This window comes from Shewanella sp. (assembly GCF_048265805.1).
Classification (GTDB): domain Bacteria; phylum Pseudomonadota; class Gammaproteobacteria; order Enterobacterales; family Shewanellaceae; genus Shewanella.
Map to the genome: position 1 here is coordinate 98,599 of NZ_JBLXAT010000003.1, position 17,707 is coordinate 116,305.

A 17,707-nucleotide genomic window follows, 5' to 3' on the forward strand; every position below is an offset into this window, starting at 1 on the left:
ATGCTTGAGTAAAGCGAATTTCGCGGTGGCAAGTTGTGATTGACAAGGACACTGATGCAAAAAATTTTTCTAGCTTTATTTGCGCTGTTAAGCATTTTGTTGTTGCTATTAGGCCGTTCCCAAACCGAAATCTCTGAATTTATACCCGCGGAACGCACATTCCGAATCGGCGTTTCTAGCACTTTATTATCTTCCCCTATCATCATTGCTGACCGCTTGGGTTTCTTTACTGACCAAGGGTTAGATGTGCTGTTAGTGCCTTTTAAAGGCGGCAATGCGTGTTTCAACGCATTGATGCGCATCGATGTGGATCTCGCCACCAGCTCAGATTCAGTGGTGATGTTTAACAGCCTCGACCGCGGTGACTTCGTGGTGATTGCCAGCTTCTCGCAATCAGATAATGATCTGAAATTGATCACCCGCAAAGAAGACAATCTTACCGAATTAGCACAATTGGATGGCAAAACGGTGGGCATGGTGATGGGCAGCGCTAGCCAATACTTTTATGATTCGCTACTGAAAATGAATGATGTCGACATCACCTCCAACGACATCAATATGCCACCCAATGAGCAAGGTGCAGCCTTGATGGCAAAAGCGGTAGATGCTATTGCGGTATGGGAGCCGTTCGCCTACAAGCTACATGAATCCTACCCTGAAAAGACTTTTGTCTTTGATACCAAAGGATTTTATGGCATTTCTTTCAATTTAATTATGAGGAAACCCGACAACGTACAATATCAAGCTGAGTCAGTAAAACTGTTAAAAGCACTTGAACGGGCCAATGAATTTATTCTGGCGAATCCATCAGAAGCACAACAGCATATTGGGCAATACCTCAAAGTACCATTAAATGAGATCCAAGGCCTTTGGCCAGACTATCTGTTTAGGTTGTCACTCGACAATGCGTTGATCAGTAATTTAAGTGCACAGGCTCGCTGGGCAATTCAGCGACAACTGACAACGCTAGAGAATCCGCCAGACTATCGACAATTTGTCGACCCAACGGCACTTAACGAAGCGATTTATAAACCATTGGTGCGCACCAGATGACTCTATCAAAACGCTTAAAGTTGCTTGCCGTACTGTGCATTATTCTCACCATCATTTTAGCGCTCGCCCTCAATGGTCAGCGCAAAGAGATGGAAGATTCCTATGCCAAAGTCAATCAGTTGATTGAGGTACAACTTACGATTGACTTAGTCCGTGCCAATTTATGGTTATTACAGCAATTTCAAGATCAAAAGGCGGTGAGTGAAACCCGTTCAGCAGTAGATCGTCTCCAACGGATGATAGATATTACCGCCGAGTTACCCCTCAACGAATATGAAAAGCGCTTACTGCATAACATTCGCCGCCACCAACACAACATCACCCTGTTGCTGCAACTGAGCGAGAATAAATCCACTAATCGACACGAGGTCAGTGCGGAAGCCACCAGCAATGCTGCGCTGACGGCTAGGTACAACACCATAGTGCAATCTCTTAGTGAAGATTCGCTAAGGTTTCAACAAATAACCATTCGCAACTCGCTTGACTCCGAAAGCAAACACCTGTTCTTCAATGCAACGTTAATTCTGGCTATCGCCCTCATCGTTACGCTATTTAGTTTGCATACGTTGAACAGCTTTAAGCGTAAGTTTGGCACGCTAAAACAAGGCATTCAGCAGTTAGCGCAAGGCGATTTGTCAAGTAAACTGACTATGCCGCAAGGCGATGAATTTGCCGAACTCGCCGATACATTTAACCAAATGAAGCATGAGTTAATGCAGACAATGCAGCGACGCGATGAATTACAAAAAGAGGTTGAAGCGCAGACGGAACAGTTGCTATTGCAGCAAGAGAAACTGCGCCAAATGGCCGAATATGATGACCTCACGGGGATTTATAATCGTGGGGCTGCGCAGAACTATATCGCTATATCGCTGGAACGTTGCAAGCGGCAACAGACGCAAGCGGCGGTGCTGTTTATCGACCTTGATGACTTCAAACCCATCAATGATCAATTCGGTCATAGGGTTGGGGATATCGTCCTAAAAGAACTGGCAAACCGAATGATGCACACGCTGCGGGCGTCTGACATTATTGCCCGCTTAGGCGGCGATGAATTCATTATCTGGTTAGACCCTCTCAAAGGAGATAACCAGATAGATACTGTGGTCGAAAAACTCCGATCACTCGGGCATGACATCTATATTGAAGAGCTACAACAGATGCTTGATGTAGGCTTGAGCATCGGCAGTAGCATCTATCCAGAGCACGGCAATAATCTAACAGAACTCATCTCCTACGCCGATCAACAGATGTATCAGCAGAAGCGAATCAGTAAACAGCAACCTCAGCTGAAGCGGCCAACTGAGCCATCAACGGAAGCGAAAAAAGTGTCGCCACCTGTGTATGTGGATTTTCGCACGGATAAGTAATAGCAGCGCGATAATAGCCAGATAGATACTCGGTTCGATAATTTCTGACTTCACAGACCAGTAATAATGAATGCCCGCCAATACAATCGCCAGATATACCCAGTTGTGCAGTTGTTGCCAGCGTCGCCCCATACGCCGTTGCAGCATTTTAAATGATGTCACGGCTAACGCGAGTAAAATCAGCCATACCGTGATGCCCACGAGTAAATAAGGCCGTTTTACCAACTCCTTTCCCACCAGTTGCCAAGCAAACAGCAGATCGAAACTGACATAAGCGGCTAAATGACAACAAGCATAGGCAAACGCCCACAATCCCAAAGGACGCCGCAGTTGCATTAACTGCCCTTGCTTAAGCCAACGCGCCAACGGCGATATCAGTAAGGTTAATACCAGTAAGTTAAGCGCCCCTTTACCTAAAAAATGGATGATGTATTGCACTGGGTCGCCACCCGCTTGACCACTATTGACCGCAACGAACAACCAAACCAATGGTAAGCACGCCAACACATGCAACACAGCGCGGCTAATTGCCACGGTGCGATAGCTCAAACGTCGCATCAATAAAACTTCCTTAAATCCACGTCACGATAAAGGTCAGCGACTTGCTCGCCATAGCCATTGAACATCTGTGTATCTATACGTGCCGCAGACAACAGACCGCCGCTGGCGATACGACGCTCTGACGCTTGTGACCAACGCGGGTGGTCCACTTGCGGATTCACATTTGCAAAAAAACCGTACTCCTGCGGTGCTAATTGGTTCCAACTGGTAGGCGGCTGTTTGTCGAGCAAACGAATTTTGATGATAGATTTAATACTCTTAAAACCGTATTTCCATGGCACCACTAAGCGTATTGGCGCACCACTTTGTGGTGACAATGTTTGGTCATACAGGCCAACGGCCAAGAATGCCAACTCGTTCATCGCTTCATCAAGCCTTAATCCCTCAACATACGGATAGTGAATGCCGCCGCCCATTAATCGATTACGTTGTCCCGGCATCTGCTCTGGATCGAATAGGGTTTCAAAGGCGACATATTTCGCCGATGGCTGCACGCCGACCAATTTGAGCAGCGACGCGAGAGGAAAACCAACCCAAGGGATCACCATTGACCAAGCTTCAACACAACGGAAACGGTAAGTACGTTGCTCTAGGGAAATTTTGGCAAACAACGCGTCATAATCTAAGGTCAATGGTTTATCGACCATACCGTCAATCTGCAACTGCCAAGGGTTCACCTTTAGCTGCTGCGCGTTAACATATGGATCTTGCTTACCCGTGCCAAACTCATAAAAGTTATTGTGACGAATCACTTTGTCGTACGGCGTACGTTCGTCAGAGGCTTGAAATTGCGCATTCGGCTGACTCTGCAGTGGTCGCGTCGCAAACGGCGGCGGATTATCACCAAACAGATCGAATAGGCCGGCTTGTACGTAGCCGGGGATACTGGCGGCAATACTGCCCACACCGATACTTTTAAGAATTCGGCGCCGGGCCGCAAAAACGGCTTGGGGAGTGACTTCACTATCAGCCAGCTGCCACGATGGTCGCTTATGAATACCTTGAACAAATTTTCCTCGTGCCATAATGGGTCCCTCTGTGCTTATTAATCAAGCAATACGGCCGTTGGCCATATTGGGTTCATTTACATTAGTAACAGATTTTGAACAAGCAAATATCACTACCTGCGATTTTGTCGGCAGCCGCTTGCAACCGTAAGATCATCATGCCAATCTGGCTGACGCGATTTATCACAAGGAAATTCTTATGGATCTGGCCGCTACCCTTCCCCTGCCATACCTTATTACTTCAGTCGTCGTGGCGACGGCGCTAGTTACCTTAATTATCTGTATTTTTTATTTTCGACAGCGGCAACATCAATTAGTTGACCAGCAACAGCAAAACAATGAACAACTACAAGCCGAATTTGCCCAACAATATGCCGTGTTACAGGATAAATTAGAGGACAAAGCCAGTCTATTAGGAAAAGCCGAAGCACAAGCTGAACGCGTACCGCAGCTAGAGCTGCAACTGGCCGAACAGCAACGACGTTTGATGGAGGCGCAGCTCAATCTGTCGAAATCTAACGCAGTGCAGCAAAGTCTAACGGCACGCTTTGAAGCGGAGCGCCAAGCGTTGAACGACAAGATGGAGCTACTTGAAGACAGCGAAGCCCGCCTGCAAACCCAGTTCGAAAACTTAGCTAACCGCATTTTCGAGGACAAAACCCAGAAGATGCGCGTGGACAACTCTGAACAACTTAGCGGCATTCTAGGCCCATTTAAACAACAGCTGGAAGGCTTCCGTCAACAGGTGAACGAATCCTACGCCAAAGAGCAGCAGGAGCGCTTTTCGCTTAAGCACCAGCTTGAGCAGTTGCAGCAACTTAATCTGCAGATGAGCGAAGATGCCGTTAACCTCACCAAAGCATTAAAAGGTGATAACAAAGCCCAAGGTAACTGGGGGGAAGTGATCTTAGATCGAGTGCTGAATGAAAGTGGCTTGCGTGTTGGTCACGAATACGACGTGCAGCAAGATCTTCAAAATGAAGGTGGCAAGCATTTCAAACCCGACGTGATTGTGCATCTGCCTGACGACAAGGACGTTATTATCGACTCCAAAGTGTCATTGGTCGCCTACGAGCAATACTTCAATGCTGATAATGATGAACAACGCATTGAGGCATTAAAGCAGCACATTGCTTCAATAAGACAGCATATCAAAGGCTTAGGCCAGAAAGACTATCAACAACTCCATGGCGTCAAGAGCCTAGACTATGTGTTGATGTTCATCCCCGTTGAACCTGCGTTTTTGCTGGCACTTGAGCGTGACCCACAGATTGTCAGCTACGCCCTAGAACATAACATTATGTTGGTCAGCCCGACCAACCTGCTGGTGGCACTGCGTACCATTAGCAACATCTGGCGTTACGAATATCAAAACCAAAACGCTCAACAAATCGCTAAACAAGCGGGCCGAATCTACGACAAATTAGTCAGCTTTGTTGATGATATGGACAAACTCGGCCGTGCGCTAGATACCGCAGACAAGAGCTTTGCACTGGCAATGAACAAATTAGCTAGCGGCAAAGGCAACCTAATCCGTCAAGCTCACCAACTGCAACGAATGGGCGGTGAAAGTAGTAAACAACTTGATGCCAAACTACTGGATAAAGCGCTTGATGAAAGCCATGATGTATCAGACGCTACAACGGATAGCACTGATGCTACCGTCAGCAGCATAAGCCAACTTCGTCAAAATTAACTGCTATTTAGGGACGTGAATAAGATGGGTGTTGTCTCTCATACAATTCTCTGGCGCAACCTGACGCTGAGCGTAGCCCTTACTGGAAGTGCACTGACCTTTTTGCCTGCTACCGCCGCCGACAACAGCCAACTCCGCAAAACCTATCTTGCTGCTCGAGAAGCGTTAGATAAGAGAAAGCAAGCGCAGTATGAAAAATTGCGCGCGCAGTTAGATGACTATCCGCTCAATATCTATCTCGATTTCCATGAGCAGCAAGATAAAATTCTCGCATTGCCCGGTGACGCCGCAGTAACCGCGCTGACGCCGTTCCTCGGCTCACCTTTATACGACACGCTTAAGCACCGTTATTTGGAACGTGCCGCCAATCGGCGCCACTGGCAGGATTTTCTTGCCATGAGTCCGGTCGCACCGCGTTCGGATAGCTTGCAATGCTTATTCTATGTCGCGCAGTACGAAACTGGTCATTTAGAGATGGCATGGCAAGGGGCGGAAATGCTGTGGTTAAGCGGCCAATCGCAGCCTAAAGAATGCGATCCGTTATTTGATAACTGGACTAAAGCGGGGCTTCGCAGCGAATCCTTGCTGTGGCAGCGCATCATTCTGAGTTTTGATAACGGGCAAAGCCGTCTGTTGAGTTATCTAGTGCAACGCGCGACCAGCACCCAAGCCTATGCCAAATTGCTATATGAGGTGTACCGCAATCCACAGAAAATTCGCGATATTAAACAATTCAGCAAATCGGAACCTGTGTATGGCGAGATCGTGCGCGGTGGCATTATGCGACTTGCAGTACGTGATATCGAGCAAGCTGTGCGCCTGTTTGATCAATACCGCGATGCTGGCCGTTTTAGTGAATTTCAGCAGCAGGAACTACAGCACTTTTTAATCTATCGCGCGCTGCTACGTCGCGAAGACACGCTCAAGCAATATGCCGATGAACGGTTAGTCAAACAGCCAGACGATACCCTCCTCGAAATGCGCATACGTTGGGCACTAGCAGAAGGCGACGATAAAACCGTGGCAAATATGCTACCACTACTCAGTGATGAAGAAAGCCAAAATGCCCGCTGGCGTTATTGGCGAGTGAAACTGCGTGTCGGCACTGAACTCGATCGGCAACTATTGCTGCAAGAGCGTAACTTCTATGGTTTTACTGCCGCCTATGAGGAGGGTGTCCAGCCGCAGTTGCAACTGGCCGCCCTGCCCGACAAGTTGGATAATGCTAAGCTGCTCAAAGACCAAGGTATGCAACGTATTGTCGAGTTGATGGCCATTGATAAAACCATTGACGCCAAGCTCGAATGGCGCGACTTAATGGAACGTCACACACCTGAAGAACGTATTGAGTATGGCCAATATGCACTGCAACAAGGCTGGTACAACTTAAGTGTTGATAGCAGCATTAGCGCTAAAGCATGGGATCATCTTGAGTTGCGTTTTCCGGTGGTACATCCGGAGCTGTACAGCAAATACGCCAAACAGTTTAATACTGATGAATTTCAGCTGATGTCGATTGCTCGGCGCGAGAGCGCATTCTACCCTTACGCTACATCCAGTGCGGGCGCCCGAGGTTTTATGCAGTTGATGCCAAAAACCGCTAAACTCACCGCCAGCCAGTATAAGTTGACCTACCACGGCACTCGTAGTTTGTACGATCCTGCCATCAACATTCCGCTGGGTAGTGCCTATTTTGGTGGGCTGCTCAAACAATTTAATGGCAATCGCGTATTAGCTACCGCGTCTTATAACGCTGGGCCATATCGTGTCAAACAGTGGTTGAAGCAAAGTAGTGGCAAGTTGGATGTGATGCAGTTTATTGAATCGATACCCTATCGCGAGACACGCGAATACGTGCAGGGTGTGTTCTCTTATCGAATGATTTACGAACAGCAACAGCAATTGAATAAGCCATTTTTCACCAAACAGGAATTTAGCCGTAGCTATTAGGCTCTTGGCAAAAAGCGCGGTCTTAATCGCCGGTGAAGCATATTGCTTCACCGATTTTGCTAACCCGCACAGCTAATAGCGTATCTCTCGCAATACGTACGACTCAACTGACTGACTATTCGAGTGCTTTCAGCGCTGTGTAGTTTGTGCCGCTAAGCGGCTCAGTAGCAGTAAGGAAGCGCTATAGTAATCATCGCTATCACTGATATGCCGTGTCACGGGTTGGTCGTTTAGTACATCGCGCATAGCCAAAATACCAGATGACGCAGCATAAGGCGCCACCTCACTGCTGCTGACATCTATCCATGCTGGCGGTGTAGCACCTCCGGCTTCCCAAAACTGCTTGATTGGCGTTAACGCCGCATCGTCACCAAAACCTGCCCATGGGAAATACAACCCGACGCGCACCGCATCAAAGCTAAAACGACTTGGCCATTTTGGCGACGGTGACAACTTGCCTTTGTTGGTCATGCGAATCCAATCTGCTGGCAGCTGGGCATCGCCAAATTTGGCCAATGACAACAGTTTTACCCCGCTATCGGCCAGTTGCTGCCAACGCGGTTCATTATCCGTTTGGGCGAAATCTACCAGCGCAGGCATCACCCAATAAGACAGGTTGATGTCGATATAACCGTTACCATCAAAGCCGTTGAGACCAGGAAGCAACACCAAATGCCCTGCGTAGTCGTGCACCATATTATCAAGCACAGCAACGCGAATGCGGCGCGATGCATTGATATAATTGGAGTTATGCCACTTACGTCCGGCGTTAAGCAGCGCCCAAGCAATCAAGATATCGCCATCGGAGGCGTTATTATTGTCGGCAATGGCAGGTTTATGTTGTGGGTCATACTTCCAGGCAAACAGCGGTAGATCGTGACGGCCTAAGGTTTTACGGGCCCATAGCCACATGGCTGTAAAACTTTGCTGGTCGTCATAGGCTTGCGCCAACAACATGCCATAACCTTGCCCTTCTGAGTGGCTAATACCATTGTTGCCAGTGTCTACCACACGGCCTTCGGCAGTCACAAAACGCTGTTTATATTGCTGCCAATCATCGTCAGCTAACAGCGAAGCGCTAACTATCAGTCCCATCATTAAGCAGATAAACCGCATTACCCTTGCCCCTGATCTTTATAGCCAAACACCATCGGATTTCCCGCCTGCATAAACACCACTTTGGCGGAGCTATCACCGCCCTGCTGTTCGAGGATATAACTATAAAATCCTTCCAGCAGTTGACTTAAAGCCACGTAAGCATGACTGTCATAGCGGCCAAATGACACCGGACAATGATGATGCTCAAGGTATAGCGCATCTTGCCGCAGCCCGATATCCACATAGCCCCAATCTAAATCAAACCAAAAGTCATTTAACTGCTGGTTTAACGCTGCCAGCGATGGTTGTACCGTCAGCGATAGCGATTGCGCCATCTGCTGTCCGGTACTGTGCAACACTTGCTGCCGCAGTGCGACATCAAGGTTTGCTAACGCGTCACCCAAAGAGGCGATCACCAAACGCCACTGTTTACTGCAATGCTGCTGTTCAAAATAGCGCAACGGTTGCTGCGTTAATTTATTCACTCTTCACTCCCAACAGATACTTGAGGTACAACTGGGCCGAGGTTTCTTGGTAATTACCAAAGTTATCGAAACCTAACTTGCCACCTAAGGTAAATGATGATGAGAACTCATACTCGCCTTGAGCGTTAAGGCTCATACCAAATCCGGTCTTGCTATTAGCGCGATACACAGACTGCTCGACCAGATCAATTTGCGCTAGCAGATCTAAAATACGCTGCAGATCAGGATCGTTCGGGAAGTATGGCGCCGAATCTTCACTGAAGCTTTGGAAACCAGGCGCGAAATTCACCGAGAAATTATAGTTCTCATGCTGCTCAGAATATTTAATGGGGAACGCAATCGACACATAATCCTGTGGACTGAAGTAGCCGCCGTGTCCATAGCTGTAATGACCAAGGTTTTTATCAAACGCTTGAAACGCCACATGGACGCCCGTTTGTAACTGGCGCTCTTTGTTGTTGATTGGTCTGATATAACCACCCACAGCAATATCAAAGGCGGTGTTGTTATCTACGTGACTGCCGCTATAGACATAGCCGCCTAAGTTGCCGTACATCCCCATGGCACCATCATCAAAACCTACGCCGACATTGATGCCATTCTTGGTGACTGCACCCCATACTTCACCCGTCATCGGATCCGCCGTACCTGCGTAACTCAACACACTGTCTTCAACAGCGCGGCGCTCTATGCCCAACTTCAGTTGGGTATTTTTACTAACCTGCGGATTCCAACTGATGCCCCCCACCATATTGACCTTTTCAAAGCCAAGCGGCGTGTTACCAATATCCATGGCAAAGTTGCCGATACTGTAGCCGAAGCTCAACGCTACCCCAGCATCATGCAGCACGGGGGGATTGCGTGCAGGAGCGACAGCAGTATTCATGGCTGTGCGTAAGCGGCCAACGAGGCTTTCTAACTGTGCGCGACTATCGATAAATGCTTGTAATGAATTGGATGACAACGCCGTTGAGGTATCGCCTACTAGACGTTGCACAAAACCATTAAATACACTTTGCTGCTCTTCAGTCAGGCCATTAATGTCAAGGCCGATAGCTTCCAACAGGTTTTGTTGGGTTGCCAATTCAAAACTACGCTGTGCGCGTTGCGCGTTGATCTGATACTGCGCCAACTGCAGCGGCGAAATGTCATCAACCGATAATGCCGCTTCATACAAGGTCTGCGCTTCATCGTAGTCATAAGCGGTGCTTTCGATGCTATCAAGTACCGCTGGCAGCCCCTCCAAATCTTCGTTTAAAGTTTGACCCGCTTCAGCCATGGCGCCATAACCTAACCGGCTGTAGCCCGAGGATAAGTTGCCACCATTGAGATAGGTCGGCGTGACATCAAAATCCATACGGCCATTGCCAACTTGAATCGACAGATTGGATGGCGTGGTAACCATCGCCATTTTACCAAGACCCGCTTCGCCGTTCCGGTTTTTGAACTCCATCCCCGTCTGTATGGTGTTAGCTCGTTCATGGTGGATTTCAGCCAGCATGTCGTTGATCTGCTGCGCCAGTGACGGTTGTGTCTCAGGTTGCTTGCCATCCCAAGTCGCTAATTCAGACGTGGCGCTACCACTACCCGGTAACCATTGCGGCCGTTGCCACGGGTTATTCGGGTCAGCTTCGTTGGTGGCTTGCTGACCAGCTGACGCAAATGGATTCGCAAAGCCTGCTTGCTCACCACTGGCCATCAACCATGGTTGCGCGGGTTCATGTTGGAATAACTGCTGGCGCGACTGCTGCAGCAACTTGACTGCGCGGCTATCATTGCCTTCGGCGCGGGCCACTTTGGCAGCGAGCAGCAGCATTTCGGGACGACGAGCTTTATTTCGGTTGAACGAGTTCACCATCTTACGTGCTTCGCGCACTTCATTTATGGCGATGGCGGTTTCCACCGCGCCTTTGACCGCTTCATCGCTATCAGGATGATGCTGCACTGCGTAACGGTAGATCTGCAGTGATTTTTGTCCTTTGTCACCGGAAAGATATAAACGCGCCATTGCTAACAGCAGGCTTTCATCTTCAGGTGCCACCCGCAGGCGCTGCGCCAATATATCGTAAGCTTCGGCGTATCTTTCCTGTTGCCGCAGCTTGTCGGCTTTAGCGACGGCAATGGCATTGCGGATCTTATCAATCGCTTGCCAGTCGGCGGGCGCAAGATCTCGACGTTGGCTCAAACGCAACAGCAACGCATCGGCCTCTTTCTCCGCACCAGCTTTAATCATCACTAAAATCTGTTGCAGATAGTCGTCAACCGCCGCGGTGGGTGGTTGCTGATTGTGTTGCCGAATAAGTAGCAACGCCATGGCAGGCTCGCCATTGCTGTAAAGCACGTCGGCCACCTGCCCCACACCCGCAGCCGTTTTGGGCGGATGATTGTACAGGTCCATCATCAATTCACGGCTACCTTCACGGTCGCCTACTTGCTGACGGCGTTCGATTTCCGCTAAGCGCGCCGCCAACGTCAGGCTTTCCATCAAACTGTTTTGCGCAGCATTCCGTTTGGCGGCGGGGATCTGCTGTAACTGTTTAATCGCTTCATCCCAGCGCTGCTGATCTTTGGCAAACAGTGCGGCCACATAGTAATCATCATTGCTACCGTACTCTTTAGCACCACGATTGATCAGTAACTTAGCCGCTAAACCGCGACCACTGCGATCAAGCAACCGTGCTAAGTCTAACCGTACCCAAGGATTGTCAGGCGCGAGTGCCGACGCTTGGCGCAGCGTTGCCTCGGCCAATACTTCTGGCTCAGAGGCAGCGCGATCACGCAGCATCATCGCTTGGCTAGCAGCAAAATCACCGAGTTCACTTTGCGCTGACACGGGAAGTTGTTCTGCGAGCGTGCTTGCCTCATCCCAACGCTGTTGCTGACGCAGTACGTTGACTAAGCCGACGCGAGCGGGCAGATCTTTGTCATTGGCTTGCAGTAACTTGCGATAAACGACTTCGGCATCATTCAAGCGTTGCTGCTTTTGCAAAATCTCGCCTTGAAGCAACTGTGCATCACGGGCATTTTCGTTATCGCTAGCGGCCAACGGGCGTAACAATGCCAACGCCTGTTCATGCTCACTGGCGTCTTCGAGTGCCCGTGCTTTCGCCAGTTCACGGTAAAACTTGGCACTTTGGTATGCCTGCTGCCACTGTTGTTGCTTGGCTGGGGCCAATTTTATCGCACGTGATAATTGCTCAGCAGCGGCGCTAAATTGTTTACGTTGCAGTGCAATTAACCCGAGCCCCGCAATCGCATCAGCGTCTTGCGGATTGATCTTCAGTGCAGCATTGAACGAAGTGCTGGCGTTGGTCCAACTCCCCGCGCGCAATTCACGATAGCCAACCGCACGATAACGATCCGCTTGCTGTGATGGCGTCAGCGTGGTTTTCTTTTTGTAGTATTCGGCAACTGCGACATCGTCAGCATGAGTTTGCAGATAGTTATCGTACAGCGCTTTATCATCTTGGCTGGCGGCCAACCACAACAGCGCGTTACGCCACGCTTTATTGGCATCAGCGTCTTGCGCAGCATAGTTAGATAACAGCTTAATACCCGCACGGCGGGTTTCTTCGCGATACGTTAATACTTCGCCGTACGCGACCGCCGCGGCCACACTGTTTGGTTGATCTTTTGCTAATTGTTCCAGCCCCGCTTTTGCTGCCGTCCAACCATGCTTAGTGGCGGATAACGTCTGGTAATACTCAATCGCTAAGCTGACTGGCGGTTGAGCAGCACTGAATAACGTCTGATACTTACTTACCGCCTCTTCATATTGACCATTGGCGGCTAGTAGGCGTGCGGATTTTAGCGCGCCACTGTCTGAACTTGCCGCTTGAGCGATATTTAACTCTTGCAGGTGCGGATCATTCGGCGCGACTTGACGCAATTGCTCCGCTAACCGTTTTGCCTCAGTGTTGTCGCCTTCCAAGGACGCAATCAGCGCCAAGCGATACAAGGCTTGGGTATTATTTGGCGCGGCCAAAAGTACGCGATTCAAGGCGTCTTTAGCCAGGTCTTGCCGTTGCTTGCCTTGCCAAAACTCCGCCTGTTGAAACAGTGCTTGGATCTCTGGCGTAGCCACTTCTGCATCAGCCGCTACAGCCGCGTGCACGGACGCAGCGAGCGTCGATACACCAAAAGTTAGCAGGAGTAATTTATTCATGATGTTGTGTTTCCACCTTAGATAAGCGTTCATCGGCATGGCGACGTAACAATGGGTAGAGCAAGGTTGCGCCCAATAAAATCCCACCTAACATCAGTACCAATAACAACAAGACGTGACGACCAAAGTACCAGCGCAAACTCATGTCCCAACTCATCGCGCCGCTACCATTGGTTGGGCCAACACGGAAGGCTTTTAGCTGTTGACCATTGACGACCAGCAGGTCTCCGTGCGCAATTTTTGAAGCTTGAGGCGATGCCAATGCGGTTACCAGTTGCGGCAATTGCGCTGCTTGACCATCGGTAGCTACCACGACCACCCGTTGACTATTTAGCGGTGACAGAAAACTCAGCACGCCAGTGAAGCCTGCTTGGCCATCGAGTTGCCGCTTGGCGGATTTTTCTTGGCGGCCCCAGTCGCCAGCAAGGATATTGTTCCAGCTGCTGGAGAAACTTGACGGCGTCAGCGATACCTTGTCTCCCGCAACATAGAATGGCGAACCACTAAAGGACGCTGCCACTGACTGAGTTGCGCCCACCACCAGCACGTCTTTGTCTTTCATCATCGGAGTGCGGTCAAAACCACGCTGTACCGCCACCTTGTAGGCTGGCAATCCGGTAGACTGTCCCATGCGAGCCATCAGGCCAAGGAAGGTTTCCACCTCGCTGTTGGCCGGCTTTGCTGGCAACATCACCAAGGTTTGCGCTAGATCAGCCATGCGGGTAAATGGAAAACCCGAGCTAACGAAATAGGATAAGTTCGGCAACGCGGTAAAATGCTCCGAGCCGGAAAAATCGATGCTAGAGCTTGGCAATACGCGGCTGATAATGTTGCTGCCGATCGTTTGCTGGCAATCGCTATCGGGATGCACACGCAAATCGAAATAAAATTCGAGTTTGTTCTCGCCGTACAACAGATAGGGAGGGATCTCGATAATGGCGCGTTGCTGGCGAATATCGTTACCGAGCAGATGCATAACGGACGCCCACACGCCAACACTGTTAACAGGCAATGAGGTCAGATATTTGCCGTTGAGGGTCACGCTCAATTTAGAACGACGTTCGTCCAGCCATTCCCCTTCTGGGAACAGATACTGAACTTCCATCTTCATTGGCTTGTTACGCCAGCGGAAAATATCCGGTGGCGCACGAAAGTTCACTTCATTAGCACCGTGGTAGATACCTTTAGCAGTCAGGGATAGATCGTCAGTCAGCTCGCCTAGCATCACACGTTTACCGGTAGCGACCCAGTTGGGGGCGTCGTTAGCGACACGTTGAGGTAGCGTTATCGGTTGTACGACTTGTTGTTCGCCAGCCAGCGGCGCACCGCTAACTAGATATTCTGCAGCTTGCTTGAGTTCAGCACCATCACGGCCCATCACCACCAGCACCTTGTACATTGGGCTGAGCGGATTATTGATCAGTCGCAGTTCCGGCCCAGTGACCGGGGCTAACGTCATGCCTGCCAGTTGGTTACCTACCACAAAGGCAATCGTATTTTGCTCAGGCAAATTGTCATTCACCACCGGGAAATGCACCGAACGGAAACGTGCCAAGCTGCCAAAATAGGAGGCAACAATCGCACTGCTTTCGTAGGCCTGACCACTAGCATTGCTAGGCAGAACCATCGGAATGGTGGCCGAACGCATCATGCCGCTATCGAAAAACGGTGCCGGGAAATCACGCAGATTATTCGGCCGTGCTAAGCGCAGCAGCTGCAGGCTAATGGCTGACTGATTGTCGATCAGCACTTCGTTGCGATGTGTCGCGGTTAGATCTTCGGTGGTACAAGTGATCGACTCTTGGCCGCTAATGCGAAAGGTCAGATCATTTTCACTAACGATCAACGCTGGTTGCAACGGAATGTCGGTGGTAAAACCATCAGCACTAAAAGTATCTAACTCAATGTGTTGCAGGTGTTGACCATTAAGCAACACTTCCAAAAAAGTGTCTTTCGGGAATTGTGATTCTGGATAACTGAGCGACAGCTTCAACGATGCAGCAGTAGCCACCTCGTCTTTGCGAATTGAAAAATGCGCACCAATATCATTGCCGTTACCACTCACGGAGATTGGGCCAAAGAAGCCAGCATCTTGCAGCGTGATCTGCTGGGTCATGGGCGCTTCCGCCGCCCATGCGCGGTTAGCCACAATCGCCACGGCTAAACCTGTGAGTGCGATAAACGCCAACCGGAATTTCCAGCTACCAAACAAACTGCGACGCCAGCGCAACCACCCAGTGTTACTCGCGCCAGAAGAGAACAGCCCCATCACCGCTTTGAGCACGCCACCGAATGAGCGTAACGGATTATCTGCTGGGTGTTGATGATCAGCCACCCACGCATCGGCACGCCCCATCACCACATTCACCAACTTCTTGCGCTGCCGAATCGGCAGTTCGCGAAAATGAAACCGCAAATATTCTGAGTCACTGGATACCGAACTGACAGGGAACAGTAACGCCTTGCCATCGAAGTTGATTTCAATCTCTTCCACCACCGCATCTTTCATCACATTTGCCATGGGGTTTTTAAGGCGAATACCGCCCATCGACAAATCGCAAGTCCGTGAGCGCAAGGTGTAACCGTTTGAGAGATACAGCACTGCGGGCAGTTCAATGTTAACCCGCACAGTGTTACGTACTTGCTTGGCTTCCCGCGCAACCGCGACGGCAGCCAGCAGAATAATGACGTTGAGCCCAGCCCAAACCAGGTTAAGCCCCAACACAAACGGTTGAATCGCAAAGTCTTCACTGAACACCATGCGCACCGCGCCCCAAGAGATACCCGCCAATAGCAAGGCTAAGGTCACCAAGTGTGGTCGCACTGCGTCATAATCAAAGTAACCGTCACGCAGCAAACCGCCCTTTTCCGTCACGTTAAACTTACCTTTGGACGGATCCCACAGCGAAGCGAGCGTTGGCCGAATCAAGGCAAAAGCCAGCACAGTTTCGTAGATCTCCCCCCAAAAGCTGTAGCGGTAACGGCCTTGCAGAATCGAGTTGGTATATAGGGCGTGGAACAGATGCGGCAAGGCGTACGCCAGTAACAACTCCGGCGACGCGGCAATAATATTTAAACCAAATAGCAGATACGCCAACGGCGCGGTAATAAACACAAACCGCGGCAGTGGAAACTGAAAATGCATCATGGCGTTGAGATAACACAAACGCTGGCCAAACTTCAGCCCTTTGCCAAACAACGGGTTGTCGACACGAAAGATCTGACACATGCCACGCGCCCAACGTGCCCGTTGACCGATGTGCAATGACAAACGTTCAGTAGCCAAACCAGCCGCTAAAGGAATATCAAGAAACGCGGTATCCCAGCCTTTGCGCTGTAACTGCAGGGCAGTGTGCGCATCTTCGGTCACGGTTTGGGTAGCAAAGCCGTTGGTTTCATCCAGTGCAGTACGGCGGATCACCGCACACGAACCGCAGAAGAAGGCCGCGTTCCAAAAGTCATTGCCCTTTTGAACTGGGCCATAAAACAGCTCGCCCTCACCCGGCATATCAATGGCGGTATGCAGGTTGCGTTCAAACGGATCGGGCGAATAGAAGTGATGCGGCGTTTGCAGCAGCGCCAACTTGGGCTCTTTCAAAAACGCACCAACGGTAGCCTGCAAAAACATCCGTGTCGCCACGTGGTCACAGTCAAAAATGCAGATCAGCTCACCGCTGGTGAGTTTCATGGCATTATTGAGGTTACCCGCCTTGGCGTGGTTGTTATCGCTACGAGTGATGTATCCCACCCCCGCTGCGGAGGCAAAGGCACCAAACTCTGGGCGACGGCCATCGTCGAGCAGATACACCCGCAGTTTGTCTTTGGGATAGTCTAAGTTCAGCGCGGCCAGCACGGTGTCTTGTACAATCGACAAACTTTCGTTGTACGTGGGTACATAAACATCAACCGTTGGCCATAAATTGCTGTCTGCAGGCAGTGGCACAATCTTGCGATCCAACGGCCATACAGTTTGAAAAAAGCCCAGCACCAAAATCAGCCAAGCGTAGACTTCCGCCAGCAGCAAACCGATACCAAGCACGGTTTCCAACGGCGTGCTGTACACCAAGGTATCGGTGGCACGCCAAAATAGGTAACGCGTTGAAATGACGACGCTGACCATCAGCAGCACTAAGCGCGCCCACGGTGATTGAATGCGGCCGATCACTAAGCACAAAATGATGCCTGACACCGCAAACAGCGTTTGGTTTTCCATATCTAACGGTGTGGTCACAATCAGCAGCACGATGCACAGTAGTGCAACGACGGCAATAACGTTCCACACCTTTAGCCAACTAAAGGTCTTAGCTTGTTGTTCCATGGGG

General features: G+C 50.1%; 10 protein-coding genes. 4 read left to right on the forward strand and 6 right to left on the reverse strand.

Translation table 11 applies throughout. From position 1 onward, the window contains the following. The first annotated feature begins 54 nt into the window (after positions 1-54). Both ACN0TT_RS02925 and ACN0TT_RS02930 read left to right on the forward strand, forming a co-directional pair. Positions 55-1,053 carry an ABC transporter substrate-binding protein gene (locus ACN0TT_RS02925; protein ID WP_417760646.1) on the forward strand — a complete coding sequence of 333 codons (999 nt, stop codon included), beginning with the start codon at positions 55-57 and terminating at the stop codon, positions 1,051-1,053. Further along, positions 1,050-2,423, forward strand: coding sequence for a diguanylate cyclase (locus ACN0TT_RS02930; RefSeq protein WP_417760647.1), 1,374 nt, complete (start codon positions 1,050-1,052; stop codon positions 2,421-2,423). Before ACN0TT_RS02925 ends, ACN0TT_RS02930 begins: the two co-directional genes overlap by 4 nt. Here ACN0TT_RS02930 and msrQ read toward each other — a convergent pair. Both msrQ and msrP read right to left on the reverse strand, forming a co-directional pair. Further along, positions 2,364-2,981: a protein-methionine-sulfoxide reductase heme-binding subunit MsrQ gene (gene msrQ, locus ACN0TT_RS02935; RefSeq protein WP_417760648.1), complete on the reverse strand. Its 618-nt coding sequence runs from the start codon at positions 2,979-2,981 to the stop codon at positions 2,364-2,366. The genes ACN0TT_RS02930 and msrQ overlap by 60 nt on opposite strands. Beyond that, the gene (gene msrP, locus ACN0TT_RS02940) at positions 2,981-4,009 is read right to left on the reverse strand and encodes a protein-methionine-sulfoxide reductase catalytic subunit MsrP (RefSeq protein WP_417760649.1); all 1,029 of its coding nucleotides are present in this window, start codon (positions 4,007-4,009) and stop codon (positions 2,981-2,983) included. The genes msrQ and msrP overlap by 1 nt, the downstream gene beginning before the upstream one ends. A 181-nt stretch (positions 4,010-4,190) precedes the next feature. Between msrP and rmuC the strand changes: the two genes are divergently transcribed. After that, positions 4,191-5,687 (forward strand): DNA recombination protein RmuC, encoded by a 1,497-nt coding sequence (rmuC, locus tag ACN0TT_RS02945; protein ID WP_417760650.1) that lies wholly within the window; start codon positions 4,191-4,193, stop codon positions 5,685-5,687. Between the two features lie 24 nt (positions 5,688-5,711). Then, on the forward strand, positions 5,712-7,637 hold the full coding sequence (locus tag ACN0TT_RS02950; protein WP_417760651.1) for a transglycosylase SLT domain-containing protein: 1,926 nt from the start codon (positions 5,712-5,714) through the stop codon (positions 7,635-7,637). Positions 7,638-7,766: 129 nt separating this feature from the next. Here ACN0TT_RS02950 and ACN0TT_RS02955 read toward each other — a convergent pair whose 3' ends face one another. The 4 genes from ACN0TT_RS02955 to bcsA are packed head-to-tail and all read right to left on the reverse strand — an operon-like array spanning position 7,767 to position 17,703. After that, positions 7,767-8,753, reverse strand: coding sequence for a glycosyl hydrolase family 8 (locus tag ACN0TT_RS02955; protein WP_417760652.1), 987 nt, complete (start codon positions 8,751-8,753; stop codon positions 7,767-7,769). Next, the gene (gene bcsD, locus ACN0TT_RS02960) at positions 8,753-9,220 is read right to left on the reverse strand and encodes a cellulose biosynthesis protein BcsD (RefSeq protein ID WP_417760653.1); all 468 of its coding nucleotides are present in this window, start codon (positions 9,218-9,220) and stop codon (positions 8,753-8,755) included. Before bcsD ends, ACN0TT_RS02955 begins: the two co-directional genes overlap by 1 nt. Next, complete coding sequence (locus ACN0TT_RS02965) at positions 9,213-13,385, reverse strand: cellulose synthase subunit BcsC-related outer membrane protein (protein ID WP_417760654.1); 4,173 nt, start codon at positions 13,383-13,385, stop codon at positions 9,213-9,215. Before ACN0TT_RS02965 ends, bcsD begins: the two co-directional genes overlap by 8 nt. Beyond that, a complete protein-coding gene (bcsA, locus tag ACN0TT_RS02970) occupies positions 13,378-17,703 on the reverse strand; it encodes a UDP-forming cellulose synthase catalytic subunit (RefSeq protein ID WP_417760655.1) in 4,326 nt (1,441 codons plus the stop codon). Before bcsA ends, ACN0TT_RS02965 begins: the two co-directional genes overlap by 8 nt. Positions 17,704-17,707 lie beyond the last annotated feature (4 nt).